The organism is Streptomyces echinatus (assembly GCF_014203595.1).
Classification (GTDB): domain Bacteria; phylum Actinomycetota; class Actinomycetes; order Streptomycetales; family Streptomycetaceae; genus Streptomyces; species Streptomyces echinatus.
Window position 1 is genome coordinate 294,388 of the sequence record NZ_JACHJK010000005.1, and the last position, 25,363, is coordinate 319,750.

The window sequence follows — 25,363 nt, forward strand, 5'->3', positions numbered from 1 at the left end:
GTACCCCGCCACGACGATCCCGCACCCGAAGGCCGGCGGTACCCCTACGGCGCCCCCACCACGTCGTCCCCCGCACCCGCCGGAACCGGTACGGCGAGCGCGGCGCCCTCGTCGTCCGTGTTGACCTTCTCGATGACGGCCAGCCGGCCCGGGGTGTCCTCCGGCTTCAGGTAGCCGATCAGGACGTACAGGACCAGGGAGACCGCGAGCGGGATCGAGACCTGGTACTGGAGCGGGACGCCGCCGTCGACGTTCCAGCTGATGGGGTAGTTGACCAGCCAGAACGCCAGCAGCCCCGCCGCCCAGCTGGTCAGCGCCGCCGTCGGTCCGGAGCGGCGGAACGGCCGGAGCAGACCCAGCATCATCGGGATCGCGATCGGACCCATCAGACCGGCCACCCACTTGATGACGACCGTGATGATGTCCTTGAACGCGGGGGAGTTGACCTGGGTCGCCACCGCCATGGACAGACCCAGGAAGACGACCGTCGTGACCCGGGCCGCGATCAGCCCCGACCGCTCGCCCCACGCCCGCGCCCTCGAAGACAGCACCGGCGCCACGTCCCGGGTGAACACCGCCGCGATGGCGTTCGCGTCGGAGGAGCACATGGCCATGGTGTGGGAGAAGAAACCGACGATGACCAGGCCCAGCAGCCCGTGCGGCAGCAGCTGTTCGGTCATCAGCGCGTAGGAGTCGGAGCCGTCCGGTTTCTGCGCGTGCACCAGCAGCGGCGACATCCACATGGGGAAGAACAGGACCACCGGCCACACGAGCCACAGGATCGCCGACAGCCGGGCCGAGCGCTCGGCCTCGCGGGCGCTGCCCGTGGCCATGTAGCGCTGGGCCTGGTTCAGCATGCCGCCGTTGTACTCGAAGAGCTTGATGAACAGGAACGCCAGCAGGAACACCGTGCCGTACGGTCCGACCAGCGGCTTGCCGTGGCCGTGCAGTGCCGGCTCGTCCCACGCCCCGAAGAAGCCGATGTTCTTGTCGCTCAGCTTCACCACGACCGCGACGAACATGGAGACACCGGCCAGCAACTGGATGACGAACTGGCCGAGTTCGGTCAGCGCGTCCGCCCACAGGCCGCCGATCGTGCAGTAGACGGCGGTGATCACCCCGGTGATGAGGATGCCCTGGTTCAGTGAGACCCCGGTGAACACCGACAACAGCGTGGCGATCGCCGCCCACTTGGCGCCCACGTCCACGATCTTCAGCAGCATGCCGGACCAGGCGAGCGCCTGCTGGGTCGGCAGGTTGTAGCGGTTCTTCAGGTACTCCAGCGGGGAGGCCACATGGAGCCGGGAGCGCAACCGGTTGATGCGCGGCGCGAACAGCTTCGAGCCGATGGCGATGCCGAGCGCGATGGGGAAGGACCAGGTGATGAAGGAGGTGACGCCGTAGGTGTAGGCGATGCCCGCGTACCCGGTGAACATCACGGCGCTGTAGCCCGACATGTGATGCGAGATGCCGGACAGCCACCAGGGCATCTTGCCGCCGGCCGTGAAGAAGTCGGAGACGCTGTCCACGCGCTTGTGCGACCAGACGCCGATCGCGACCATCACTCCGAAGTAGCCGATGAGCACGGCCCAGTCGAGACTGTTCATGTGCCCGATCGTGGGTGCGCGTACATGAACGCGACAAGCAAGCTGTAAGTCAAGTCACGGTAAAAATGTTCGACTTGATGACCTGAGTTCATGTACATGAATCATCTGGCAGTCACTGCGGTCGCTGCGGCCACCGCCGGACGCCCCGTCACCGCATCAGCTCCCCGGCGTTCACCAGCAGCGACTGCCCCGTGATCGCCCGCGCCCGGTCCGAGGCCAGGAACACCGCCGCGTCCGCCACGTCCCCGTCGGTGGCCAGCTCCGGCAGCGCCATCCGCTCGCTCAGCCGGCCCAGCACCTCGTCCTCCGGCACCCCTTCCGTGTGCGCGGTGAACCGGACGTACGCCTGCACCGGCGGCCCCCACATCCAGCCCGGCAGCACGGTGTTGACCCGGATCCGGTACGGCCCCAGCTCCCGCGCCAGCGAGTACATCGCGCTGGTCAGCGCCCCCTTCGAGGCGGCGTACGCGGCCTGCTTCACCTGTGAGGGGGCGGCCACGGCCGACTGCGTCCCGATGAACACCACCGACCCGCCCCCGCCCGCCCTCAGCGCCGGCAGACACGCCCGGGTCATCCGCAGCGTCCCCAGCAGGTTCACGTCGAGGACCGACCGCCAGGTCTCGAAGTCGGCGTCCTCCAGCCCGCCGAAGTGCGAGTCCCAGGCGGCCACGTGCACCACCGCGTCGACCGCGCCGAACCGTTCCCGCGCCAGTGCCGCCAGCGCCTCGCACTGCCTCTCGTCCGTGACGTCGGTCGCCCGGTACGCCGTGCGCGTGCCGTCCGGGTCGATCCCGGCCGCGCTCTTGGCGAGATTGGCCTCGGTGCGCGCCCCGAGCACCGCGTTCCCGCCGTCCCGTACGACGGCCGCGGCGATCTGGTGGCCGAGCCCGGCCCCGACGCCCGAGACGACGACGGTCTTGCCGGTGAGCAGGGACATCGGGGCCTCCCGGGGTATGGCGTTCTATCTGACGGAGCGTCAGAGTATGGGCGTCCGCGGGAGGACGGAAGGGGAGCCGCATGAGCGAGGACACCCACAGCGAGCTGTACGCCGAGCTGGCCGCCGCAGGACCGTACGGCGTCCGCCCCGGCCACGCCCTGATCACCATGGTCGAGCCGCACCCGGGCCACGAGTACGCCTACAACCGCTGGTACGAGGACGACCACTACTACGCCGGCGCGATGGCCATGCCCTGGATGTACGCGGGCCGCCGCTGGGTCGCGACCCGGGAGCTGCAGCTCCTGCGCTACCCGGAGAAGTCGGCGATCGCCCAGCCGGTCACGGCCGGCTGCTACCTCTCCACCTACTGGATCACCGCCGGCCGCTACGCCGAGCACATGAAGTGGACGGTCGCCATCAACAAACGGCTCAACCGGGACGCCCGCGTCCACCACGCCCGCACCCATGTCTTCACGGCCTTCCAGGACCACGAGACGACGGTGTACCGGGACGGCGCCGCGGGGCCCCGGGACTTCCACGCCCTCGACCATCCCTACGCCGGCCTCGTGCTGGAGGTGATCGACGCCGAGTCGCCGCAGCAGCGGGCCGAACTCCTCCAGTGGCTGCACACCCGCCACCTGCCCCGCCGCCTGGCGGGCTCCCCGTCCGCCCTGGTGACCGTGTTCCGGCCCACCCCGCTCCCGGGCGACCGCATGACCTACGTCAAGCAGGTGGAGGGCGTGACCACCCGGCTGACCCTGCTGTGGTTCCTGGAGACGGACCCGCGGGAGTGCTGGGCGGAGCACTTCGCCGGGCTGGACGAGCAGGTCGCGGACTCGGGCCTGGGCCGGGTGGAACTCGTGGCCCCGTTCATCCCCACGGTGCCGGGCACGGACACGTACGTGGCCGAGCTGCGCGGGAGCGAGTAGCGCGGGCCCGCACGCCACCGCCCGCCGGCGGATCGCTCCGGGCGGGCGGTGGGGAACTCACTTCAGCTCATCGGGGCACGGCGTGCCGCGGGGCAGCTGGTACGGGGCGGCGAGGTGGTACGTCCCGGTCCGCGGGGCGATCAGCACCGTCCACCGGTCCCCGTTCCCGTCCTCCGGCGTCTGCAGCAGGCACCCGTTGACGTTCTCGTACGTCTTCGGCGCCTCCGAGGCCGGCTGCGGCGGCTTCACGCTCTTGCCGTGCTCGTCGACGATGCTCAGCCACGGGGAGTACGGGATCCGTATCAGGATCCGCCCGGCCTTGTGCACCCGCAGGGTCATCTCGCCCTGCTCGGCCCGGTCCACCGTCGCGTTCGGCTCGGCGAGCGGCGCCGGGTCGGTCACCTTGAACAGCTGCCAGTTGGTGTCGCCCCAGACCTGCTTCAGATACGGCATCCCGCGCCGCAGCAGCTCGCGCTCGCCGCCGTCCCCGTCCACGTTGTCCTTGGGCAGCACCACGAAGTGCACCGCCCACCGCTGGAGCCACTCGTGGTAGGTCGCCGAGTTGAGCGTGTCGTCGTAGAAGAGCGGATTGCGCTCCATGTCGGCCTGCCGGTTCCAGCCCCGGGCCAGGTTGACGTACGGCGCGAGCGCGGAGGCCTCACGGTGGGAGCGGGCGGGGACCACCTCGACGCGGCCCTTCCCGGCGCCGGCCTTCTGCAGCTCGTTCACGAGCGGGGCCAGCTCCCGCGCCCAGGAGGCGGCCGGCGTGGTGTGGATGATGTCGTCCACCGACTTGAAGCCGAGCCAGCCGACGAAGCCGAGGAAGGCCAGCACGGTCACGTACCACGTGCGGGACTTCGGCACGGTGTACGGCAGGGCCGCGATCAGGGCCGCGCCCGCGAACAGCATGGGCAGCCGCGAGATGTTGGACCCGATCTGCGAGTTGATCAGCCACACCAGGACGACACCGAGGCTGTAGACGGCGGCCGTCAGCCGGACGGTCACCCACTCCTTCGGCACCAGGAACAGGCACAGCAGGCCGTACAGCAGCGGCAGTATCACCGAGCCGATCCCCATCGGCTGGGTGCCGGAGAACGGGAACAGCCAGGCCGACACCGCGACCACCGCCGACGGCGCGAGCCCCAGCGCCCAGGCGCCCGGCCGCCGCTTCTGCAGGAACAGCGCGACCGCGACCAGGCCCACGAACAGCCCCGCGACCGGCGAGGCCATCGTGGCGAGCGCGGCCAGCGGACCGGCGACCAAAGCCTTCGCCCAGCGTTTGTACCGCCACCGGTACGGCCAGCAGAACACCGCGGCGACCGCGCCGAGCGCGAACATCGTGCCGAGCCCGAAGGTCACCCGGCCGGAGATCGCGTTGCAGATCAGCGCGAAGAGCGCGGCGAGCGAGACCCACAGCGGGTTCTTCACCGCCCGGCTGCGGATGAGGATCATCGTCACCAGGCCCGCCGACAGCGTCCCGGCGATCATCATCGTCGTACGGACGCCGAGGACCGACATCAGATACGGCGACACCACGCTGTACGACACCGGGTGCATGCCGCCGTACCAGGCGAGGTTGTACGCCGAGTCCGGATGCCGGCCGACGAACTCCGCCCAGGCGTCCTGCGCGGCCAGATCGCCGCCGCTGTTCGCGAAGGTGAAGAACCAGATGATGTGCAGGACGCCCGAGAGCGCGGTGATCGACAGCACGGGGTGCCGCAGCAGCCGCTGCCGGAGCGGTTCGAGGGCGGTGAGCAGCCGGGTGCGTAGGCCGGAGCGGCCGGTGACGCCTTCGTCGCCATCCGTGACGGACGTCGTGTTCGCCGCAGTGGCGACCCGTGTGTCAGCAGCCGTCTCCGCCGCGGTGTCGGTCATGGACAGACGTATTCGCGGTCCGGATCCCGGCCCCCGATCGGCGTCGTCGGCGCGTGTCGGCTCCGCTGTGGCCACCTGAAGGCACTCCCCGTGTCCCGTCTTCTGTGCTCGGCCGCTTCCCATGGTGTTCCCGGCCGCTTTCCGTCCAGTTCGCGGCCTCGTCCCGTGACCGTCGACCTGCCCCGATTCGTGACGCTAGCACGCACCCCGCCGCGGGGCTCCCGGGTGGGGCTCCGTCGACGGGGTGCGCGGGCGGGCTGAGAGTCGTGCGGTCAGCCCAGACGCGTGAGTTTGGCGCCGAAACCGGGCTCCGCGAGATTCTTCTGCAGGGCCACCGGCACCTTCACCGCGCCGGCCGTGCCGTCACCCACGGTGAGCGTGCCGACCTGGGTGCCGGCCTTCGCGGTGTGCGGCACGGTGCCGGAGGCGAAGGACAGCTTCACCTTCAGGCCGGCCCAGCCGACGGCCGTGACGTTCTTGGTGACCACGATGGGGGTGTGGCCGCCGAGCCCGTCGTCCACGTAGCCGACGACGTCCCCCTTCTTCAGGATCTTCGTCGAGGTCAGCGCCTTCTGGGCGGCGACCAGCGCGGTCTGGCTGACCTCGTTGGCCGTTTCCAGGATCTTCGGCTTGTGCTGGCCGAGGATCGCGCCGACGAGGGTCACCGTCTGCCCGCCGACCTTCTTGCGGGAGGCGAAGAGCAGGTTGCCGCCGGCCTTGGAGGTGCTGCCGGTCTTGATGCCGAGCGCGCCGATGTTGAACGGCAGGTGGTTGGTGTTGTCCCAGTACTTGCCGGACGGGTCGGTCCAGCTCGCGGAGCTGGTGATGGCGGTCAGGGCCGGGACCTTGACGAACGCGCGGCCGAGCTTCACCTGGTCCTCGGCGGTGGAGACGGTGGTCTCCTTCAGACCCGAGGGGTCGGTGTACGTCGTGTGGGTCATCCCGAGTTCCCTGGCGGTGGCGTTCATCTTCTTGACGAACGCCGCCTCCGAGCCCGCGTCCCAGCGCGCGAGGAGCCGCGCGATGTTGTTGGCGGAGGGGATGAGGACGGCCGACAGGGCCTGCTTCTGGGTGAGGGACTGACCGGCCTTGACGGTGTCGAGCGTCGACTCGCCGTCCTTGTTGTAGCCGCCCTCCTTCTCCGCCGTCGGGTCGATCTTGATCTTCGGGCCTTCCTGCCCCGGCTTCAGCGGGTGGTCGCGCAGGATGATGTAGGAGGTCATGGTCTTGGCGACCGAGCCGATGGCCACGGGGGTCTGCTCGCCGAAGCGGCCCATCGTGCCGATGCCGTCGCCGTCGATCCAGCCCTGGCCCTCGTTCGGCCAGGGGAGGTTCGTCTTGCCGTCGAAGGTGTAGGTGTCCTCGGCGGTGAGCGAGAGGGTGGGGGACGGCAGCGGACGGAAGTTCTGCACGACCGCGAAGACGATCGCCAGGAGCAGGACCAGGGGGGTCCAGATCTTGACCCGGCGCACGGCCGTGCGGACCGGGGTCTCCGGGGGCGGGGGCGTGTTGGTCAGCTCCGCCAGCAGGTCCAGCGGGGGCTTGGGCGGGAGCGGCTGCTGGGTGGTGCGCTCCGGGCCGACGTGCGGGACGGCGGTGGTGGTGTCGGGGGGCGTGACCGGGGCCTTGGGCGCGGCCGGGGCCTTGGGCGTGACGGCCTTGGGCGCGGCCGGGGCCTTGGGCTTGCCGGCCGGGCGCATGTCGTCCCTCAGCGCGACGAACTTGCTGGTGCGTTCGGACTCGGACTCGGTGGGCTTGGGTTTGCCGCCGAGCTTGAGCATGGTGGTGGGCTGGTCGACGCCGGGCTTCTTGGGCTGTACGGCCTTGAAGACGGTGGTCGGCTGGTCGACGGCGTCCGCCTCGGCTTCGCCTTCGGCGTCCTCCGTGTTCCCACCCGCACCACCCGTGCGGCTCTCGTCGCCGTCCGCGGGTGCCCCCTGCGGGCCGTCCCCGCCATCGGCGTCCACCACGTCGCCTTCGCCCGCCGTGTCGCCCTTGCCCGCCGTGTCGCTCTCGGTGGCGGCGTCGCTCCTGGTGCTCGCGCCGGCCTTGGCGCCCGCGTCGCTCTTCGCGCCCGCGTCACCCTCGCTCTTCGCGCCCGCGTCGGCCTTGGCGCCCGCGTCGCTCTTCGCGTCTGCGTCCGCCTCGGTCTTCGCGGTCGCGGTGGCCTTGGAGGCCGTGCCGGTCTTCGCCGGTGTGTCGCCCTTGGCCTTCGCGTCCTCCGCCTTGGAGGCGGCACCGCTCTTCGCGGGCGCGTCGCCCTTGGCCTCCGCGTCCGCGTCCGTGTCGGCCTCGGCGTCCGGCTCCGTCCGGCTGTCGGCGTCGGTCCTGCTCTTCGCCTCAGCCTTGTTCTTCGCTTCCGCGTCGGCCCCGGCGTCCGCCTCGTTCTCGGCGTCCGCGTCTGCCTCGGTGCGCGACCTGCTCTTCGCGTCCATGTCACGCTTGGCGTCGGCGTCGGGCTTGGCATCGGCGGTGGACTTCTCGCCCGTGCCGGTCTTCGCGTCGGCGGTCTTCTCGTCCGCGTCGGCGGCCGGGTTCTCGTCCGTCTCGTCGGCGTCCGCTTGCGTCGGCTCGTCCGAGGCCGCCTCCGCGTCCGTGGCGGACGGCGCCTCGCGCTCGGTCTCCGTGCGGGACGGCGAGCCGGATCCGGCCTGCGCGTCAGACGGCGCCCCGGACCCGGACTTGGCCGGGGCGGCGGGCGAAACCTCGTCCCCGGCCGCCGCCTTGGGCGAAGTCCCGCGCTTCTCCTGCGGGTCGGACGGGGACTCGGAGTTCGTGCCCATGCTCCCCTCGGCCTTGGCCTCGGTCTTCTCGGACTTTGCAGTCGCGTCGGTTCCCGGCTCGCGGACCCACGCCGACACCGCCGCGCGCAGAGCCGTGTCCTCGTCCGGCGTGGCGGAGTTCTCGGCGTCGGCCGGCTTCTTCTCCTGCTCGGCCGGCTTCTTCCGCTCGGCCGGCTTCCCGGAACCGGCCGGGGTCTCGGTTCGCACCGTCAGGACCTTCGTCGCCGTGTCCGTACCGCCGCCCGAGGAATCCTTTTCGCGGGCGACCGCGAGACGCGGATCGCGCGCCTCGGGAACCGAACCCGCGCTCCCCGACGTCGGTTCCGCCGACGACTCGCGCTGCTTCGACCTGTCGGGGGACTCGCCCGCCACCGATGCCTCCTCCATGCGCCGCACGTCTGCACGCGCGCCCTGTCCGAACCATGTACCAGTGTCCTGTGTGAGGGCTTGGCCCCTGTGGTAGACGAGAACGACATACCTACCGGTTCCCTCACGAACCGGTCACGCACCCTCGACAGACCAATGTGAGAGGGGTCACCCTGTCATTCATCCACGCGGGGAGGCATGGATGGGCAGGAGCCGCAGAACAATTCCGGAGGAGCTTCTGCTGCTGGCACTGGACCCGGCCACGGGTACCACTGCACAGCCGCAGTCGCTCGACCTCGGTCTGGCCGGAGCACAGCTAGTGGAGCTGGCGCTGGCCGGACGGATAGCCCCAGACGGGGATCGTATCGCCGTGGTGGTGCCACGGCCGACAGGAGATCCGACTCTGGACTGCGCGTTGGAGTTGCTGCGAAGGCGTGGCGCTCCCGTGCGTGCCGTCCATTGGATCGGCGGGCCCCGGCTGGGGCTCAGGCAGACGTACCTCTCGCATCTGGAGCGGTGCGGCATGGTCGCCGCCGTACCCGGCCAGATGTGCGGGGTGCTGCCGACGACGCGCTACCAGGCGACGGACACCGCCATCAGCCGGGAGATCCGCTCCCGGCTGGACTCCGCGATCCGCACCGGCGTACCGCCGGACCCGCGGACCGCGGCACTCGCCGCCCTGGCGCACGCCGTCGGGCTCGGCAAGCACCTGTATCCGGGGAACGAGGGGCGCTCGTCCCGGTCCCGGCTGCGGGATCTGATCCGGCACGACCCCATGGGCGGGCTCGTCGCCCACGCCGTCATGGACGTTCAGAACGGTGCGGCCGCCCAGCCGCGCCGCGGCCCGGCCCCGGCCGGCCGGCAGGCCGCGCCCGGCGCCCGGGCCGCGGCGGAGCCCGCACGCGGGGTTCCGATGCAACCGCGTCACGGGTCCATGGCACGCGCCGTGGCCCACTGAGCCGCAACCCCGGTCACCACAGTCCCGGTTCGGGAGCCGCTGGTCCGAGCGGGGCGATGAGACCTCTGTGGTCTCACCGCCCCGCTCGACTGCGTCCGAGGCGCGGGAGTTCGAGGGGCCGGGAGTTCGGGGAATCAGCAGTTCGAGGGGCCAGGAGTTCGAGGAGCGCCGCATATCCCTCGTTTCCCAGCGGTAGAAAGCACCTTGGTGGCAGTCTGCTCAACAGCAGATACGCAAAGTGTTAAGTAACAGGCAGGCAGCCGGAGGTGCACGTCCCGTGGCGTCCAATGTCAATCCCACCGTCAGGCGGCGCCGGCTGGGCCAGGAGTTGCGCAGACTCCGCGAGCTCAAGGGCATGACGGCCGAAGAGGTGGCGGAGCGGCTGCTCGTGTCACAGTCGAAGATCAGCAGACTGGAGAACGGCCGGAGAAGCATCAGCCAGCGCGACGTGCGCGACCTGTGCGGGGTCTACGAGGTCGAGGACCAGCGGATCGTCGACTCGCTGATGGAGATGGCCCGCGACTCGCGCCAGCAGGGGTGGTGGCACACCTTCGGCGACATCCCGTCAGCGTGTACATCGGCCTGGAGACCGACGCCGAGTCGCTGCGGGTCTACGAACCCCAATTGGTGACCGGTCTGTTGCAGACCCGGGCCTACGCCGAGGCGCTGGTGCAGGGCGCGTTGCCGGAGACGTCGACGGCCGAGATCGACAAGCGCGTCCAGGTGCGGCTGCGCCGACAGGAACGTATCACCGCCGCCCACAACCCGCTTCGGCTGTGGGTGGTGCTGGACGAGGCCGCGCTGCGCCGGGTCGTCGGCAGCAAGCTGGTGATGCGCGAGCAGCTGGAGCATCTGATCGAGATGTCCCAGCTGCCGCACGTCACCGTGCAGGTGCTGCCCTTCGAGGTGGGCGCCCATCCGGGGCTCAACGGCCAGTACGCGATCCTTGAGTTCGCCGACGCGGCCGACTCCAGCGTGGTCTATCTGGAGGGCGTCACCAGCGACCTGTACCTGGAGAAGGCGCAGGACGTGCAGAAGTACGCCGTCATGTACGAGCATCTGCGGGCACAGTCCCTCAATGTGGAAGCATCCCGGCAATACATCGCGGATGTGGCCAAATCGTACGCGGATTGAGCCGATGTCACAGAGGGCGCCGGATCGTACACCGTGGGTGCGCTCCAGTGGAAGGCTCACTTGGAATATGCCATCCGGTCGAGTGAACGACTACTCCACCGACCGCAGTTGCCCGGTAGCGTCGATCACGCCAATCAGACGACATGGTTGGCGTGAACCGCACTACAGCAACTCGCAACAGGAGTGGACATGGCACTGATTCAGGGCGCTTCGGAGACGTGGATGAAGTCCTCCTATTCCGCGGGCAACGGCGCCTGCGTCGAGGTCAAGTCGCCCACCGCCGCCGAACTCGCCGTCCGCGACTCCAAGATCTCCGAGGGCCCGGTCCTGGCCTTCCCCGCCGACGCGTGGAACGCCTTCGTGGCCTCGGTCAAGGCGTGAGGGGTTCCCTCTGACCCTGGCAGGACAACTGCACAAGCACCACAGAAGAGCCCTCTCGACCGGTCGCCGTCCTTGCCGAGAGGGCTCTTTGCCGTAGGTGGCCCGCCGTGCTCAGCCGAGCTGGCCCTCGATCGCGGCGACGACCTCGGCCGACTCCGGCTCGGTCTGCGGCGAGAACCGCGCCGCGACCCGGCCGTCCCGGCCGATCAGGAACTTCTCGAAGTTCCACCGGATGTCCCCGGTGTGGCCCTCGGCGTCGGCGAAACCGACGAGCCGCTCGTACAGCGGATGCCGGCCCTCGCCGTTCACCTCGACCTTCTCGGTGAGCGGGAAGGACACGCCGTACGTCGCCGAGCAGAACTCGGCGATCTCCTCGGCGCTGCCGGGCTCCTGCCCGAGGAACTGGTTGCAGGGCACGCCCAGCACGGTGAAGCCCTGCTCGGCGTACCGCTCCTGGAGCTTCTCCAGGCCCGAGTACTGCGGGGTCAGACCGCACTTGGAGGCCACGTTCACGATGAGCACGGCCTTGCCCGAGAACTGCGGCAGGTTCGCGGGACCGCCCTGGAGGGCCCCGATCTCGATGTCCAGCGGAGAGCCGTTGTGGTCAGTAGTCGTCATGCCCGGATGCTAGCCCCGCCGGGTGCCGGCCCCCTTGCCCGGCCTCCACCAGGACGTCACCGGCCGCCGTCCGCGTGTACAGCACGGAACGCCCGGCCCGCCGGCGCTCCACCAGCCCCGCCTCCCGCAGCACCTTCAGATGGCGCCCCACCGAGCCGAGGCCCTGACCGGTCACGGCGGTCACATGGCTGGTGCTCAGGGGCGAGTCGAGCAGGACCAGCACCGCGGCCCGGGCGGCCCCGAGCAGCGCGCCGAGACTCGCCGGGACGGTCCGGCCGGCGTCGTCGGCGAGGACACCGGCGCACGGATAGACCACCGCGTACCGCTCGCCGTCCTCCCAGGCCACCCAGCCGTGCCGTTGCGGGGTCACCGGCACGAAGAGCATCTCGGCCCCCGAGATCTCGCGCGGCGGATACTCGTGCAGATTGATCTGGAGCCGGTTCTCGCCGAGCCACCGGGTGCGGCCCGGTCGCAGCGAGTCCAGCGCGCTCACCCAGCCGCCCCGGCTCACCTGCGCGGTCCGTCCCACCACGTCCGCCTCCAGCACCCGCCGGCGCCGCCCCCAGTACGGCCGTACGGTCTCCTCCCACACCCGCTCCAGCAGTACGGCCGCCCGCTCGGGCAGATCGTCCCGGTCCAGCCCGGCGGGGAGCGGGCCGGCGAGGGAGGTGCGCAGATGGGCGCGGGCCGCGGCGGGCGCCACCGAGCGGACCCGGGCGACCTCCCGCGCGAACGCCTCCCCCTCGCGCGGAGCCGGGGTCAGGAAGTCGGCGATCCACTCCCGGCCGAGCCCGGCCCGTACCAGCTGTGCCGTCACCGGCTCGGCCGCCAGCCACGCCCGGTAGGCGGGCAGATGGGCCCGCAGCCACTTCTGCTCTCCGGGATGGGCGCCCTCGCCCGCGTGCAGCAGCTTCAGACAGGCGAAGGTCTCGGCGAGCGGTGAGATGACGAACCGGCTGCGCGCGAGCGTGTCCGCGTTGAGCTGCCACCACCCCACCGGATCCTCCCCCCGGAGCCGCACGAGCTTTCGCGGTACCGCGAAACAATAACGAGCCGGCTCCGGGACGCCGAGACTCCCCGGCATGCCCAGCTACCGCGCTCTCCTGCGCACCCCGGAGTTCACCCCGCTCTTCCTCGGCTCGGCCGCGCAGACGGCCGCGCAGACCGTCGGCGGCCTCGCCCTCGGCACGCTCGTGTTCCGGGCGACCGGCTCCCCGCTGCTGTCGGCGGTGAGCATGTTCGGCCCCTCGCTCGCCCAGGTGCTGGGCGCGACCTTCCTGCTCTCCGGTGCCGACCGGCTCCCGCCGCGCACCGCCCTGTCGGCGATCGCGCTGGCCTTCGCGGCCGGCACGGCGGTGCAGGCGCTGCCCGGCCTGCCGGTCGGCGCGGTCTTCGCCGTCGTCCTCGCGCTGGGCCTGGTCGCCTCCCTCGGCGGCGGGGTCCGCTGGGGGCTGCTGAACGAGATCCTCGCCACGGAGGGCTACCTGACGGGGCGCTCACTGTTCAGCATGGTGAACGGCCTGATGCAGATCACCGGGTTCGCCACCGGCGGCGCCCTGCTGACCGTCCTCTCCCCGCGGACCTGTCTGCTGCTCGCGGCGGCCCTGTACCTGACCGCCGCGCTGGTCCTGCGCCTGGGCCTGTCCGCGCGCCCGCCCCGGGCCACGGGCCGCCCCTCCGCCTCGGCCACCCGGCGCACCAACGCCGTGCTGTGGTCGTCCAGGCCGCGCCGTCTCACCTATCTGGGCCTGTGGCTGCCCAACGGCATGGTCGTCGGCTGCGAGTCCCTCTACGTGTCGTACGCCCCCCACGCGGCCGGCACCCTGTTCGCCTGCGGGGCGCTCGGCATGTTCGCCGGGGACGTGACGGTCGGCCGCCTGCTGCCCGCCGCCGTGCGCGCGCGGCTGGCCACCCCGCTGCTGCTCCTGCTGGCGGCGCCGTACCTGGTGTTCGGCGCGCACCCGTCGGTGCCCGTCGCCGCGGTCTGTGTGACGGTGGCCTCCGTCGGGTTCGGCGCGAGCCTCGTCCAGCAGGAGCGGCTGATGGAGCTGACCCCCGGCGAACTCGCGGGCCACGCCCTGGGGCTGCACTCGGCCGGCATGCTGACCATGCAGGGGACCAGCGCGGCGCTGGCCGGGGCGGTGGCCCAACTCACCTCGCCCGCGGCGGCGATGACCGCGATGGCGGCGGTCTCGGTGTGCGTGACCCTGGCGCTGGCTACCGCTGCTCGACGGTCTCCGGTCCGTCCTGCTCCCGAGCCTGCGCCGGAACGGACTCCGTCCTGATCTCCGAGTCGATCTTCTGCGCGGCCCGGTCGAAGTACCGCAGCAGTTCCACCGGGAACGGCATCACCAGCGTGGAGTTCTTCTCGGCGGCCACCTCGACGACGGTCTGCAGCAGCCGCAGCTGCATGGCCTCCGGCGTGTCCGACATGATCCGCGAGGCGTTGGCGAGCTGCTGGGCGGCCTGGAACTCACCGTCCGCGGTGATGACCCGGGCCCGCCGCTCCCGTTCGGCCTCGGCCTGCCGCGACATGGACCGCTTCAGCGACTCGGGCAGCTGTACGTCCTTGATCTCGACCCGGTCGATGTGGATGCCCCAGCCCGCGGCCGGACTGTCGATCATCAGGGCCAGTCCCTCGTGCAGCCGCTCCCGGTCGCTCAGCAGGTCGTCCAGGTCGCTCTTGCCGATGATGGAGCGCAGGGAGGACTGGGCGACCTGCCCGACGGCGAAGACGTAGTCCTGCACCTCGATGGCCGCGCGCACCGGATCGGTGACCCGGAAGTAGACGACGGCGTCGACCTTCACCGACACGTTGTCCCGGGTGATGCCCTCCTGGGTGGGCACCGGCATGGTCGCGACCTGCACGTTCACCTTGCGCATCCGGTCGGCGAACGGGATGAGGAAGGTGATGCCCGGCTGCCGGTGGCTGGGCAGCGCCTTGCCCCACCGGAACACGACCCCGCGTTCCACCTGGTTGACGACCCGCATCCCGCTCTTCAGCACGAGCAGCAGAAACACGACGACGACCACTGCCACGACAGTGCCTTCCATGGCACTCCCCTCTCCGACGTGAACCGGACACCGGGGAGGACACCGGGAGGAGGGTCATCGGATCCGTCCGGCGTATCAGGGAACCGTAAAGAAACGGCACCCGGCGCGCCCGGCACCGACGTTGGTCGATCGCTGTCCGATCGCCGTCGTGATCGCCGTCGTGAGGCGCGAAGACCTGTCCGGGGACAAGCCTGCGTGCGGCCACCGTCGTCGCGACGCTACTCGTCCTCGTCGCAGGTGTCGTCGACGGCCTCGTAGGCCTTCTGATACGCCGCTTCATAGGCGGTCTCGTACGCCTGGTAGTCCTTCGCCTTCTTGTAGAAGCTCTTCTTCGCCTCGGGCTTGTCGCTCTTTCCCCAGTTGCAGCGCTTGCCGTCCTTGGTTCCGGCCTTCTGCCCGTCCAACGTGCCCTGGTGACCAGGGCTCTTGGCGTCGGGGGCGTGCGGAGCGGACGCCACCGGGGCTCGGGTGGTGTCGGCCGCCGCCTGCGTCGTCAGCACCGGCGAGAACGTCAGTGCCGCTGCGGCGAGGGGGCCGGCCACGACCGGGATGATTCGCTTCGCGCGCATGGCTGTCCTCTCCTTCGAGACGGAGGGATGCGTGGGGCACGTGTGGCGCATGTGATTCGACCGTAGCCAGCGGTGCGCGATGTGTCCACTTATGGCCCTCTGTGTGTAATTGACCCCTCAACTGCGGATGCGGCAATCACCGGAAGCCTCATGCCCATGGGTTTCGCCCGGGTGGAATCGAGTGTCGAACCGGTGTCCCGTGGTCACCCTTGTTACCGTCCACATCGCCTGAATCGGCCATCGGGCGCTGTCGTCGTCCCGGGCGTCGCGGCCGGGGGGCCTGGCCGCGACGGCCGCGAGCGCGGGGCCCGCGCACGGGAACTGCCCGCGGGCGTGCCGGCCGCCGTCGAGGCCGGCGGCCGGCCGGGCACGGGGCGGGCGCAGGGAGGCGGCGAGCGGCGGGACCGTATCCTGCGGCAGGGGAGGCAGGCGCCGCTGACGCGTCGCGGCCGTCCGTCGACGCAGCCGGGCGCCCCCTCCACTTCCGGGTGGCAGACGCCCGACGAACGACCAGGAGGCTGACCGTTGATCACTCTGACCGCGATGGGAGGAGTGGCCCTGGTCGAACTGGGCATGGCCCTGACTCCGGGACCGAACATGATCCACCTCGCCTCCCGCGCGATCACCCAGGGCCGCAGGGCGGGCCTGGTCAGCCTCACCGGAACCGCCGTGGGATTCGTGTGCTACCTGCTGGCCGCGGCCGCGGGCCTGTCCGCGTTGTTCGCCGCCGTGCCGGTGGCGTTCACGGTGGTCAAGCTCGCCGGAGCCGCCTACCTGGCCTACCTCGCCTGGGGCATGCTCAAGCCCGGCGGCCGCTCGCCCTTCGCCCCGGCCCGTGACCTGCCTCCGGTCTCCGACGCCCGCCTGTTCTCGATGGGGCTGCTGACCAACCTGCTCAACCCCAAGATCGCCCTGATGTATGCCGCCCTGCTGCCCCAGTTCCTGGACCCGCAGGCGGGCCCGGCCTGGGGGCAGCTGCTCCAGCTCGGTGGGGTGCAGATCGTCGTGGGGCTCTGCGTGAACGCTCTGATCATGCTGGGCGCGGCACGGGTCTCGGGATTCCTGGCCACCCGGCCCCGCGCCATGACCGCCCAGCGGTTCACGGCAGGCGGCCTGCTCGGCGTCTTCGCCCTGCGCACCGCCCTCTCCCGCACACCCGTCTCCGCCTGATCCCGCGCCCGGGACACCGCGTTCGGGACACCGTTCCCGCCCGACCGCGACATGCGTACTCCAACGCTCCCGAGGCAGACGCCGTTCACCATCGATGGAGGGACCTGGGCAAGAATTCTTGCCAACGGCGTGACCCGTACGACCACCACCGCGCCCGACGCGGCGGGCCGTCCTACCGGCACGACCGTCACCGGCGGCACCGGAACAGGCACTTGGGCCACCACCATCACCTACGACGGGGCCACCGGCCAGGTCGCCGGCACCACCGCCAACGGCAAGACGGTCCACCTCGACGTACGACGCCCTGGGCCGGACACTCACCTACAGCGACGGGTCGGGCAGCACCAGCTCCTTCACCTACGACATCCTCGACCGCCCGGTGACGGCTCTGTGACTCCTGGACCGCGCAAACCTTCTCCATGGCGAGATCGGCCTTCGAGACGGTCACCAGGTCGGCGGAGCAGGACACCGGGAAAGCGGTCACCGGCGAAGACTTCTGCTACACCGACTACGTGCGCGACCCGGACCTGGGACCGGTCGGCGTGGTCCACATCAAGTCGGCGGAGGTCTCCACACCCGATTCGGCGGAGGTGCTGGGTGCTGTGGCAGAAGGGGTGCAGGAATTCGTCATGAGCCACCATCGCGTGACCTGGCCCGTCTACATGTGGGTTACTTCCATGAGGCCGCGGTCTGGAAATGCGCGGGCGGGACCACGGATCGTCACGTGGTGAGAGCGGGGTCAGGAACGGATGAACGCGAGGATGTCCGGGTTGAGGACCTCCGGGTGCGTCGACAGCATTCCGTGCGGGTAGCCCTCGTAGGACTTGAGGGTCCCGTTCTTCAGAAGCTTGACCGTCAGGGGCGCCGAGTCGTCGTACGGGACGACCTGGTCGTCGGTTCCGTGCGCGACGAGGACGGGCACCTCGATCTGCTGCAAGTCCTCGGTGAAGTCGGTCTCGGAGAACGCCGCAACGCACTCGTAGTGCGCGTTCGCCGCGCCCATCATGCCCTGGCGCCACCAGTTGTCGATCAGGCCCTGCGACACCTGCGCTCCGGGACGGTTGAAGCCGTAGAACGGCCCCGAGGGAATCTCAATGAACGACTGAGCCCGGTTGCCGGCAACGCCCTCACGGAAGCCGTCGAAGACCTCCATCGGCAGGCCGCCCGGGTTGGCCTCCGTCTTCAGCATCAGCGGTGGCACGGCGCCCACCAGGACCGCCTTCGAGACACGGCCGCGCTTGGCGCGGGCGACGTAGCGGGCGACCTCGCCGCCGCCGGTGGAGTGGCCGATGTGCACGGCGCCCCGCAGGTCGAGCGCGTCGGTCAGGGCGGTCACGTCCGCGGCATAGGTGTCCATGTCGTGGCCGGTCGCGGTCTGGGTGGAGCGTCCGTGGCCACGGCGGTCGTGGGCGATGACTCGGTAGCCCTGCGCCAGGAAGAACAACATCTGGTTGTCCCAGTCGTCGGCGCTCAGCGGCCACCCGTGGTGGAAGACGATCGGCTCCCCCTCCCGAGGACCCCAGTCCTTGTAGAAGATCGTGGTGCCGTCGTCGGTGGTGACTGTACCCATCGCAGATCCTCCGCTCGTCCAAGCGCACCGCAGCCACGGAGGAATCGGTGGGGGCACGCGGGACTTCGCGCCCAGCGGGCGCGGTCCGGATGTACGGCCCACATTACGCCCTGCCCCTGCGGGCCACATCCGCAGCTTGCCGACGTCCGCCGAGCCTTGGAGGGGTGGAGTCAACGCCCGGCTGCTTCGACAGCACCCCGCGTCTGGCGTTCCTGTCCCCGGAGCCGGCGGTAACCAGACTGTTCAAGCGTTCCCGTCGTACGCCGTCGCCGTCGCCGTCGCCGGTCTCGGTACCTGCGCGACACGATCATGACCCGGTCCGTCGTCATGCGCATGCGCCGCAGGGCCCGCGACGAGCACACGAACCATCCCGGGCCGCGTCCACGAAGCCGAGGGACACGAGCTGCGCGACCGGCTCGCGCAGTGGGGGGTGCTGGCGCCCTGGTCATGCTGGTGATCTGGAACGTCCGTTCCCTGTCGCTGCTCGCGGTGGGCGTCGGACTCGTCGCGTTGGGACACGTCGTGATGCCCGCGCGTTGATCGGTTCACTGCTCGCTGCTCGCTGAGAGGCGACTGCCGTCAGCTGCTGCCGTCAAGACGGCCCGGACCTCAATCGGTCCGGGCCGTTTTCCCTGGTGCCCCCGGCAGGATTCGAACCTGCGACACCCGCTTTAGGAGAGCGGTGCTCTATCCCCTGAGCTACGAAGGCGGGGCCCTTGATCGAGCCCTGGGCGGCCTGGGGCCGGTCGCTGTGGTGAGGCGATGCGGGCTGAGCCCACGACGCACGCCACAGCGTCCGCCGGGACGCCCGATCCACAGGGTACCGGATCAGGGCTCGGACGGACGCTGGTGCCGGGGAGCGGAGTGAGAGGGGCGGGCAGGCCGTGGTGCCGGACAGCCGCCGGCGGGTGATGGCCGCTCTGTGGCAGGGGCGCCCGCTCTGGGGCAGGGGCGCCATGTCGAGGTAGCGGGGTCGGCGTGGCGGTCAGCGCGGTTGCCTTGGCCGGGCGGACTCTTTGCGGGCGAGCTGCCGCGTTCGCCGACGGCCAGGGCGTCGGGCTGAAGCTTCCCAGGCTTTGTGAAGGGCCCGTCGAGGCCGCCCCGAGCGCCGGGGAACTCACCGCCCCGGGTGTCGCAGCCCTGCCCACCGATCTGCCTGTTGCCTGCTTACCGATCTGTTTGTCGACGCCTACCGGCCTGACCACTACCTCCCCCCCGCTGTGCTCCCTTGAGGAGGGCACCGGCGTGCACCGTGCCCCTGGTCGGACTCGGTGTGTCCGCCCGGCCGGAGAGCCGCAGGGCAGCCGAGAGGGACGCCTGGCATCGCCCGGTGATTCAGGGGAGTTGGGGACGTACGAGGAATTCGTGTGAGCATTCGCCGTCACAGGCACACCTGTTCCACGTCACGGAGGAATCCCATGCAGCGCACCGTCCCGACGACCGGCGGCTCCGTTCCGGTCCCCTCTCCCGACCACCGGTGGACCGTCCTGTTCTTCATCACGGAGCCCGGCATCGGTGAGCGACTGCCCGAACTGGGCGGCTGCACCACGGGACTGTGCTCCGCACGCGACGCGGCGGCGGCGTTCGGCCGGGCCGACGCCCGGGTGCTCGGCGTCAGCGCGCACGCCCCCGGCCACCTGGCCGAGTTCGCCGAGGGCCGCGCCCTCGGTTACCCGCTGATCGGCGACGAGGACCTGTCCCTCGGCCGCGAACTCGGCGTCCCCGAGGTGCGGGCCGAGGGGCGGACGCTGTTCGCCCGGGCCGCCGTCGTCCTCGACCGCGCCGGCCGGGTCCGGTCCCTGATCCACCCGGTGCCCGAGGCGGAGCGGCACGCCGAGCTGGTCCTGGAGGAGCTGGCCGCTCTCGCGGCGTCCGAGGCGCTGTCCCATGGCTGAGCTGCCGTAGCCGCACGGGCCGACGGGTGTGTGTGCGCGGCCGCGGCCACCTGCGGCCGGAGCATGAAGCGCCGCGTGCCCTCGCCTCTGTCTGATCTGGCTGAGCGCGGCGTCCCGGTCAGCCGAGGAGGTACGCCGCCGCGGCCGCGATCAGGGCCACGCCGGCCAGCACGTACATGAACCTCGACACCCGTCCCCGGCGCTCCTGTGCCGGGGACGTGGTGTGTTGCGGGACCGACTGCCAGGGGGCCATGGCGGCGGTGCCGTCCTGGTCGAGGACGACGTCCGCCACGACGACGGACACGTTGTCGTGACCACCCGCGTCGAGCGCCAGGGCGACCAGCCGGTCGGCGGCCTCCTCCCGGCTCGGTGACTGCATCGCCGTGGCCAGATCGGGCTCGCCCACGAGATCGGTCAGGCCGTCCGAGCAGAGCAGGAAGCGGTCGCCCGGCCGGGTCTCCAGCAGGGTCAGCGAGGGCTCCAGGTCCTCGTCGCCGACGAGCGCCTTCGTCACCATGGAACGCTGCGGGTGGGTCGCCGCCTCCGCCGCGGTGATCCGGCCGGCGTCCAGCAGGTTCTGCACCAGGCTGTCGTCGCGGGTCAGCAGCACGAGTTCGTCCGCCCGCATCAGGTACGTACGGGAATCCCCGACGTTGGCCACCACGAACCGGTCGCTGTCCTCCTCCAGCAGGACGGCGGTGATCGTGGTCCCCATGCCCTCCAGGTCGGGGGTGTCCCGAACCGCCTGCGCGATCGCCGAGTTGCCCTCCAGGATCACGGCACGCAGCGCCGCGGCCGGGTCGTCCTGCGCCGTCACGGGCCGCAGCCGGGCCATGTGCGAGACCGCGAGGGAGCTGGCGACCTCACCTCCGGCGTGGCCGCCCATACCGTCCGCCACCACCAGCAGGTGGGGCGCCGCGTACACGGAGTCCTCGTTCGCCTCACGCACGAGTCCTGTGTCGCTGCGGACGGTGAACTGGAGGGTCAGGGGCATAAGTTCTCCTGGCTGGGACAGGGGCGCGCGGCGGAGCACGGATCAGCGAGCGCCTGACCGCTCGGGCGATGTCCGCGACCGTGACGGGGCGAGTGTGAGCGAGGACGGCGCGTGCGGTCCATGGCACGGATCTCCGCGGTATCCGGAGGGGCACGGAGTGTCCGGTCGAGAGCGACGGTGTGCGAGGACGTCGTCACGGTGACGGCCGGACGCCGAAACGACAGCGGGCGGCGGAGCCGACCACCGGGGTCCGGATCGCCTCTGAGTGATATGGGCACACCACTCCAGGCTCACGTGATTTTCTTCGCCCCAAAAGCAGAAGTCAAGGCAGGCAGGTCAGCCCCGAGGGGGTGGCGGCCGCTGGTGTCGGCTCCTCGGTCAGGACGGGGTGACCTGGGCGAAACGGGACGCGGTGTGCAGGTCCCGCTGGACGTGGTCGGCCGTTGCGCGGAGGGCGGGCAGCAGGTCCCGGACGCACTCCTCCAGGGAGCGGCGGGCCGCGTGCGTGGCCACGTTCAGCGCGGCGACCGTGCGGCCCGTCCGGTCCCGGACCGGTACCGCGACGGACCGCAGGCCCGACTCCAGCTCCTCGTCGACCAGCGCGTACCCCTGGGCCCGCACCTCGGTGAGGCCGTGGGCCGGCGGGGTGCCGGTGTCCGCCAGGAGGACGCGGCCCAGCGAGGTCGCGGCGGCCGGCAGCCGCGCGCCCACGGTGATGCGCACGGTCAGGACCCGGCTCGCACCGGCGCCGGCCGTGTACTGGATCTCCGTGCCGTCCGGGGTCAGTACCGCCAGTGCCGTCGGCTCGTGAACCCGGTTCGCGAGGGCCCTCAGGTGGGGTTCGGCCAGGCGGGGCAGGGACGTCCGGGACAGCGGGGGGAAGCCGAGGTCCAGGACACGGGGGGTGAGGGTGAAGGTGCGGTCGTCGTGCGCGGCCACCAGGCCCAGGTGCTCGTGGGTGAGCAGGGCCCGGCGGGCGGTGGCCCGGGACAGGCCGGTCGCCCGGGCCACGTCCGTCAGGGACAGCGCCGGGCGGCCCTCGCCGAAGGCCGTCAGCACCGTCAGACCGCGGGCCAGCGACTCCACGAAGTCCCGGCCCAGTTCGTGCTTGGACGCCGTGGTCCAGGCCGCGAGTCCGGCGGGCGCGGGCCGGGGCTCGGGCGGGGGAGCGGTCCGCAGGTCGTCCTCCATCGCCGCCACCGCCGCCCGCAGCCGGGGCAGCAGGCTGGTGCGCAGGTCCGCCGCCGAGTGCCGGCTGGTGTGGCTGACCACGCTCGCCACGCAGGCCACGCGGCCGGTGCCGGGGTCCCGTACCGGGACGGACACGGCGACCAGGCCCGGTTCGATCAGCTGATCGTCCAGAGCCCAGCCGTCCCGCCGGGCCCGCTCCACGCGCCGCGTGAAGGCGACCTCGCCACCGGGTTCGCCGCGCGGGGGGACGGCGGGTTCGTCGCGTGGCGGTACGGCGGGTTCGCCGCGTGGGGGTGCGGCCGGGAAGTGGGTGTCCAGCGGGTCTCCGGCCCGGCGCGCCCGCCAGCGGGTCCAGTCGGCTTCCGTCCACTCGGCGGCGAACAGCGCGCCGGGCGCGGTCCGTTCGGCCGGCAGCAGGTCGCCGATGCGGAAGCTGACGGAGAGCGCGCGGCGGCGGGTGGCCTGGTGGATGAAGCGGATGCCGTCGAGGTCGGCGACCGCGAGCGACACCGACTCGTCCAGTTCGTCGGCGAGGGCGTCGGCGCGCGCGCCGAGCAGCGCGGGCAGGCGCAGGGCGGCCAGGTAGGCGTTGCCCAGCTCCATCACCCCCGGGGTGAGGACGACGTCCCGGCCGTCGAGGCGGACGTGGCCCATGCGGGCCAGGGTCGCGGTGATCCGGTCCACCGTGGAGCGGGCGAGACCGGTGGCCCGCTCCAGCGCGCTCGGGCTCAGCCTGCCGCCCGCCTCGGCCAGCCGCCGCAGTACACCGACTCCGCGCACCAGCGGCCCGACCGCCTCCCCCGGCACCCCGGCCCCGGCACGGGTGTCGGCGTCCACTGCGGTCATGGCGGGCATCGTCTCTCCGGTACGGCATCGCGGCACGCCTACGGTAAACCCCGCCCGGTACCCCCCGCCGAGGTCGCCTCCAGGGCCGTCCCCCACGCCCGCCCGCCCCGGAACCGCCCGCCGCTGCAGTCGGAGGCCGGGATCCGTTCGGCCTCCCTCACGTCCGAGTGATCCGGACCCGGTAGTTCCCGTCCTCGTCCGTGCTCACCACCTGCACGGTGATGCCGTGCCGCGGGTCCTTGAAGCTCTCGCCGGGGGCGAAGGGGGCGTCGGAGAGTTCCGCGTGGACGTTGGGACTGCGGGTGCAGCCGCCGCTGTTGCGCCGGCTGTCGAAGACGGTGACCGGTCCGCGGCCGGTGTCGACCGTGGCGTCGACCCGGTAGATGAGGACGCCCGGGCGGCACACGGACTCGTCGTTGCCGCCCTGCGCGCGGACCTCCAGCGCGTAGGTGGTGCGCGCGGTGACCGGCACCAGGACCAGCTTTCCGCCGCCCGCCTCGTGCAGGGGTGACAGGGTGAAGTCCTCGCTGCCCCGTGCCGCCGCGCAGCCGACCTGACCGCCGTCCAGCCAGCCCAGCTTCCACTTGTGCCAGCCGAGCAGGTCGTTGTTGGCGCCCCAGTCCTCGCTCATGATGTCCCAGTGCCCGACCGCGCCCCCGCCGTCCTGCGTGTACAGGTCGGGCAGGCCGAAGGTGTGGCCGTTCTCGTGCGGCAGCACCCGGTAGCCGGTGCGGTCGTAGGAGCCGGAGCCGTCGTCCTGGCGGGAGTAGACGAAGGAGGCGTTGGATATGCGGACGCCGTCGGCGACCGGGGCGTCGTCGTTGCCGGCGAAGGTCACGGACAGCACGGTGTCCAGGGCGGAGGGGCCGGCGTTCGGGGTGACGAGCACGTTGAGCAGGTCGTAACTGCGGAAGTCCACCCGCGGGTCGGCGGCGGACACGAGGTCCTGCACCAGGTTCCGGTATCCGGGGTCGAAGGGTGCGCCGCGCTCTATGCCGTACTCCCGGAACCGCTTCGGCATGCGCAGCCAGCCGGTGACGGGGGTCTCGGCGCGGTAGTCGAGACGGCCGTACGACGCGTTGCGGAACCAGTCCTGGGTCTGCGGGAAGAACTCGTGGAAGCGGTCCATCGCCTTGCCCTGGCCGGGCGCGTCGGGGAAGTCGACCATGAGGGTCAGGGCACGGACCGTGCCGGTGGAGCGGGAGTAGCCGGGCGGGGTGGGCAGGCCCTCGGTCATCTGCACGCCCAGGCCGCCATGGACCATGCAGGGGACGAGCGCGGAGGAGCGGGCCAGGCCGACCGGCCCGGCGGTGGTGGGCGCCGTCAGGTGTCCGGCCCCCGCCGAGGTGCTGACCGCGAGGGTCAGTGCGGTCACCACGGTGAGGGCGGCTACCCGGCGCGGTCGTATGCGGCGGCGGGGCGGCGGCTGCGGCTGCATGCAGGGACCTTTCGCGCCACGGCAGCCGGTCTCCGGCTGCACCCTTGCGCTCACCCTGTGTCGGCGGGGCGGCGGGCGCGCGCTGAAGGAGACCGATGGTGGGAAAGCGGGTCCGCGAGGGGGTGAAACCCGGCCGGTGGCGATTGTGTCCCAGGTCACAGCAATTCTTTCCGCGGCCGGGAAATAACCGGGGACGTCTTCCCCGTTTAGCCCTGTGTCCGAGCGAAACGGGGAGCGGCTCCCCGGATCGCCACCCTCGAACCGCTCTCGACCCAAGGAGTACCCGTGCCCGCCACGACCGCCCCCGCAGTGCGCAAGGTGTCCCGGCCTCGCGCCGACGCCCTGCGCAACCGGGAGCGGATCGTCACCGCCGCCCGCGAGATGTTCGTCGAACACGGCCCGGACGTGCCGCTCGACGAGATCGCCCGCCGGGCCGGCGTCGGCAACGCCACGGTGTACCGCAACTTCCCCGACCGTGACGCCCTCGTCCGCGAGGTCGTCTGCTCCGTCATGGACCGCACGGCCGAGGCGGCCGAAGTGGCCCTCGCCGAGACCGGGGACGCCTTCGCGGCCCTGGAGCACTTCGTGCACGCCGCCGCCGACGAGCGGATCAGCGCGCTGTGCCCCATGGTGTCCAGCACCTTCGACCAGCACCATCCCGACCTGGAGGCCTCCCGCGAGCGGATCGAGCGGCTCGTCGAGGAGATCATGGGCCGGGCCGAGGCGGCCGGGCAGCTCCGGTCCGACGTCGGCGTCGGCGATCTGCTGATCGTCGTGGCCCAGTTGAGCCGGCCCCCGGCCGGCACCGACTGCCTTCGCGGCGACCGCTTCGTCCACCGCCATCTGCAGCTGTTCCTCGACGGCCTGCGGGCCCCCGCCCGCTCCGCCCTGCCGGGTGAGGCCGTCGACATCAAGGAGCTGCGCGACTCCTGACCGATCAGTTCAGCTCCCGCGTCCGGTCCATCACCACGGCACGACGGCCGGCACGGCCGCTCACTTGCTCCTGACCTCTCCGCCTTACTCCGTTTTCTCGCCATTTTTCGCCACT

The 25,363-nt window shown here is 71.4% G+C and carries 20 protein-coding genes, 1 tRNA gene and 2 pseudogenes; 10 read left to right on the forward strand and 13 right to left on the reverse strand.

What is annotated here, in order from left to right; translation table 11 throughout:
- Positions 1 to 44: 44 nt before the first annotated feature.
- Together FHS34_RS16600 and FHS34_RS16605 are read right to left on the reverse strand one after the other, a co-directional pair.
- Positions 45 to 1,607, reverse strand: a complete 1,563-nt coding sequence (locus FHS34_RS16600; protein ID WP_184965890.1) for a sodium:solute symporter family protein — start codon at positions 1,605 to 1,607, stop codon at positions 45 to 47.
- 148 nt (positions 1,608 to 1,755) lie between these two features.
- Entirely contained in the window at positions 1,756 to 2,544 is a 789-nt protein-coding gene (locus FHS34_RS16605; protein ID WP_184965892.1) for an SDR family oxidoreductase, read from the reverse strand.
- Positions 2,545 to 2,624: 80 nt separating this feature from the next.
- Here FHS34_RS16605 and FHS34_RS16610 point away from each other — a divergent pair, with 80 nt between their 5' ends.
- Positions 2,625 to 3,473, forward strand: a complete 849-nt coding sequence (locus FHS34_RS16610; RefSeq protein ID WP_184965894.1) for a hypothetical protein — start codon at positions 2,625 to 2,627, stop codon at positions 3,471 to 3,473.
- A 57-nt stretch (positions 3,474 to 3,530) separates the two neighbouring features.
- On the opposite strand, the gene FHS34_RS16615 is transcribed toward FHS34_RS16610, so the two are convergent.
- Positions 3,531 to 5,423 carry a DUF8823 domain-containing protein gene (locus FHS34_RS16615; protein ID WP_184965896.1) on the reverse strand — a complete coding sequence of 631 codons (1,893 nt, stop codon included), beginning with the start codon at positions 5,421 to 5,423 and terminating at the stop codon, positions 3,531 to 3,533.
- A 197-nt stretch (positions 5,424 to 5,620) separates the two neighbouring features.
- Positions 5,621 to 8,518, reverse strand: a complete 2,898-nt coding sequence (locus FHS34_RS16620; protein WP_184965898.1) for a D-alanyl-D-alanine carboxypeptidase — start codon at positions 8,516 to 8,518, stop codon at positions 5,621 to 5,623.
- Positions 8,519 to 8,699: 181 nt separating this feature from the next.
- On the opposite strand from FHS34_RS16620, the gene FHS34_RS16625 reads away from it, so the two are divergent.
- The 3 genes and pseudogenes from FHS34_RS16625 to FHS34_RS16635 all read left to right on the forward strand — a co-directional run bounded on the left by FHS34_RS16625 (position 8,700) and on the right by FHS34_RS16635 (position 10,970).
- Complete coding sequence (locus tag FHS34_RS16625) at positions 8,700 to 9,455, forward strand: GOLPH3/VPS74 family protein (protein WP_184965900.1); 756 nt, start codon at positions 8,700 to 8,702, stop codon at positions 9,453 to 9,455.
- A gap of 277 nt (positions 9,456 to 9,732) precedes the next feature.
- Positions 9,733 to 10,589, forward strand: a pseudogene (locus FHS34_RS16630) (helix-turn-helix domain-containing protein).
- Between the two features lie 189 nt (positions 10,590 to 10,778).
- Positions 10,779 to 10,970 carry a DUF397 domain-containing protein gene (locus FHS34_RS16635; RefSeq protein ID WP_184965902.1) on the forward strand — a complete coding sequence of 64 codons (192 nt, stop codon included), beginning with the start codon at positions 10,779 to 10,781 and terminating at the stop codon, positions 10,968 to 10,970.
- Positions 10,971 to 11,081: 111 nt separating this feature from the next.
- Here the strand turns inward: FHS34_RS16635 and FHS34_RS16640 are convergent, their stop codons facing one another.
- Complete coding sequence (locus FHS34_RS16640; RefSeq protein WP_184965904.1) at positions 11,082 to 11,588, reverse strand: glutathione peroxidase; 507 nt, start codon at positions 11,586 to 11,588, stop codon at positions 11,082 to 11,084.
- On the reverse strand, positions 11,575 to 12,585 hold the full coding sequence (locus FHS34_RS16645; protein WP_184965906.1) for an ArsR family transcriptional regulator: 1,011 nt from the start codon (positions 12,583 to 12,585) through the stop codon (positions 11,575 to 11,577). Before FHS34_RS16645 ends, FHS34_RS16640 begins: the two co-directional genes overlap by 14 nt.
- An 85-nt stretch (positions 12,586 to 12,670) precedes the next feature.
- On the opposite strand from FHS34_RS16645, the gene FHS34_RS16650 reads away from it, so the two are divergent.
- Positions 12,671 to 13,873, forward strand: a complete 1,203-nt coding sequence (locus FHS34_RS16650) for an MFS transporter (protein ID WP_184965908.1) — start codon at positions 12,671 to 12,673, stop codon at positions 13,871 to 13,873.
- Here FHS34_RS16650 and FHS34_RS16655 read toward each other — a convergent pair.
- Together FHS34_RS16655 and FHS34_RS16660 are read right to left on the reverse strand one after the other, a co-directional pair.
- Complete coding sequence (locus FHS34_RS16655; protein ID WP_184965909.1) at positions 13,806 to 14,642, reverse strand: slipin family protein; 837 nt, start codon at positions 14,640 to 14,642, stop codon at positions 13,806 to 13,808. The genes FHS34_RS16650 and FHS34_RS16655 overlap by 68 nt on opposite strands.
- Positions 14,643 to 14,860: 218 nt before the next feature.
- Complete coding sequence (locus FHS34_RS16660) at positions 14,861 to 15,211, reverse strand: hypothetical protein (protein WP_184965911.1); 351 nt, start codon at positions 15,209 to 15,211, stop codon at positions 14,861 to 14,863.
- Positions 15,212 to 15,736: 525 nt separating this feature from the next.
- Here FHS34_RS16660 and FHS34_RS16665 point away from each other — a divergent pair.
- Both FHS34_RS16665 and FHS34_RS16675 read left to right on the forward strand, forming a co-directional pair.
- Positions 15,737 to 16,381, forward strand: a complete 645-nt coding sequence (locus FHS34_RS16665; protein ID WP_184965913.1) for a LysE family translocator — start codon at positions 15,737 to 15,739, stop codon at positions 16,379 to 16,381.
- 419 nt (positions 16,382 to 16,800) lie between these two features.
- On the forward strand, positions 16,801 to 17,112 hold the full coding sequence (locus tag FHS34_RS16675) for a hypothetical protein (RefSeq protein WP_184965915.1): 312 nt from the start codon (positions 16,801 to 16,803) through the stop codon (positions 17,110 to 17,112).
- A gap of 8 nt (positions 17,113 to 17,120) precedes the next feature.
- Here FHS34_RS16675 and FHS34_RS16680 read toward each other — a convergent pair whose 3' ends face one another.
- Positions 17,121 to 17,951, reverse strand: a complete 831-nt coding sequence (locus FHS34_RS16680) for an alpha/beta fold hydrolase (RefSeq protein WP_184965917.1) — start codon at positions 17,949 to 17,951, stop codon at positions 17,121 to 17,123.
- Between the two features lie 151 nt (positions 17,952 to 18,102).
- Here FHS34_RS16680 and FHS34_RS42600 point away from each other — a divergent pair.
- Positions 18,103 to 18,378: pseudogene (locus tag FHS34_RS42600) on the forward strand (DUF3631 domain-containing protein); the annotation flags it as partial.
- Between the two features lie 206 nt (positions 18,379 to 18,584).
- Here the strand turns inward: FHS34_RS42600 and FHS34_RS16685 are convergent.
- Positions 18,585 to 18,660: transfer RNA gene (locus FHS34_RS16685), tRNA-Arg, on the reverse strand.
- 709 nt (positions 18,661 to 19,369) lie between these two features.
- On the opposite strand from FHS34_RS16685, the gene FHS34_RS16690 reads away from it, so the two are divergent.
- A complete protein-coding gene (locus tag FHS34_RS16690) occupies positions 19,370 to 19,846 on the forward strand; it encodes a redoxin domain-containing protein (protein WP_184965919.1) in 477 nt (158 codons plus the stop codon).
- Between the two features lie 118 nt (positions 19,847 to 19,964).
- On the opposite strand, the gene FHS34_RS16695 is transcribed toward FHS34_RS16690, so the two are convergent.
- From FHS34_RS16695 to FHS34_RS16705, 3 genes are all read right to left on the reverse strand, one after another.
- Complete coding sequence (locus tag FHS34_RS16695) at positions 19,965 to 20,840, reverse strand: PP2C family protein-serine/threonine phosphatase (protein WP_184965921.1); 876 nt, start codon at positions 20,838 to 20,840, stop codon at positions 19,965 to 19,967.
- A gap of 378 nt (positions 20,841 to 21,218) precedes the next feature.
- Entirely contained in the window at positions 21,219 to 22,886 is a 1,668-nt protein-coding gene (locus tag FHS34_RS16700; RefSeq protein WP_184965923.1) for an IclR family transcriptional regulator domain-containing protein, read from the reverse strand.
- A 148-nt stretch (positions 22,887 to 23,034) separates the two neighbouring features.
- The gene (locus tag FHS34_RS16705) at positions 23,035 to 24,315 is read right to left on the reverse strand and encodes a M6 family metalloprotease domain-containing protein (RefSeq protein WP_184965925.1); all 1,281 of its coding nucleotides are present in this window, start codon (positions 24,313 to 24,315) and stop codon (positions 23,035 to 23,037) included.
- 285 nt (positions 24,316 to 24,600) lie between these two features.
- Between FHS34_RS16705 and FHS34_RS16710 the strand changes: the two genes are divergently transcribed.
- Complete coding sequence (locus tag FHS34_RS16710; protein WP_184965927.1) at positions 24,601 to 25,248, forward strand: TetR/AcrR family transcriptional regulator; 648 nt, start codon at positions 24,601 to 24,603, stop codon at positions 25,246 to 25,248.
- The last annotated feature ends 115 nt before the right edge of the window (positions 25,249 to 25,363 follow it).

What these genes read in the sequence shown, in the direction of transcription:
- FHS34_RS16600 (WP_184965890.1), bottom strand. Translation starts at nt 1,607, where the DNA reads ATGAACAGTCTCGACTGGGCCGTGCTCATCGGCTACTTCGGAGTGATG.
- FHS34_RS16605 (WP_184965892.1), bottom strand. Translation starts at nt 2,544, where the DNA reads ATGTCCCTGCTCACCGGCAAGACCGTCGTCGTCTCGGGCGTCGGGGCC.
- FHS34_RS16610 (WP_184965894.1), top strand. Translation starts at nt 2,625, where the DNA reads ATGAGCGAGGACACCCACAGCGAGCTGTACGCCGAGCTGGCCGCCGCA.
- FHS34_RS16620 (WP_184965898.1), bottom strand. Translation starts at nt 8,518, where the DNA reads ATGGAGGAGGCATCGGTGGCGGGCGAGTCCCCCGACAGGTCGAAGCAG.
- FHS34_RS16625 (WP_184965900.1), top strand. Translation starts at nt 8,700, where the DNA reads ATGGGCAGGAGCCGCAGAACAATTCCGGAGGAGCTTCTGCTGCTGGCA.
- FHS34_RS16635 (WP_184965902.1), top strand. Translation starts at nt 10,779, where the DNA reads ATGGCACTGATTCAGGGCGCTTCGGAGACGTGGATGAAGTCCTCCTAT.
- FHS34_RS16640 (WP_184965904.1), bottom strand. Translation starts at nt 11,588, where the DNA reads ATGACGACTACTGACCACAACGGCTCTCCGCTGGACATCGAGATCGGG.
- FHS34_RS16650 (WP_184965908.1), top strand. Translation starts at nt 12,671, where the DNA reads ATGCCCAGCTACCGCGCTCTCCTGCGCACCCCGGAGTTCACCCCGCTC.
- FHS34_RS16655 (WP_184965909.1), bottom strand. Translation starts at nt 14,642, where the DNA reads ATGGAAGGCACTGTCGTGGCAGTGGTCGTCGTCGTGTTTCTGCTGCTC.
- FHS34_RS16660 (WP_184965911.1), bottom strand. Translation starts at nt 15,211, where the DNA reads ATGCGCGCGAAGCGAATCATCCCGGTCGTGGCCGGCCCCCTCGCCGCA.
- FHS34_RS16675 (WP_184965915.1), top strand. Translation starts at nt 16,801, where the DNA reads ATGGCGAGATCGGCCTTCGAGACGGTCACCAGGTCGGCGGAGCAGGAC.
- FHS34_RS16680 (WP_184965917.1), bottom strand. Translation starts at nt 17,951, where the DNA reads ATGGGTACAGTCACCACCGACGACGGCACCACGATCTTCTACAAGGAC.
- FHS34_RS16690 (WP_184965919.1), top strand. Translation starts at nt 19,370, where the DNA reads ATGCAGCGCACCGTCCCGACGACCGGCGGCTCCGTTCCGGTCCCCTCT.
- FHS34_RS16695 (WP_184965921.1), bottom strand. Translation starts at nt 20,840, where the DNA reads ATGCCCCTGACCCTCCAGTTCACCGTCCGCAGCGACACAGGACTCGTG.
- FHS34_RS16700 (WP_184965923.1), bottom strand. Translation starts at nt 22,886, where the DNA reads ATGCCCGCCATGACCGCAGTGGACGCCGACACCCGTGCCGGGGCCGGG.
- FHS34_RS16705 (WP_184965925.1), bottom strand. Translation starts at nt 24,315, where the DNA reads ATGCAGCCGCAGCCGCCGCCCCGCCGCCGCATACGACCGCGCCGGGTA.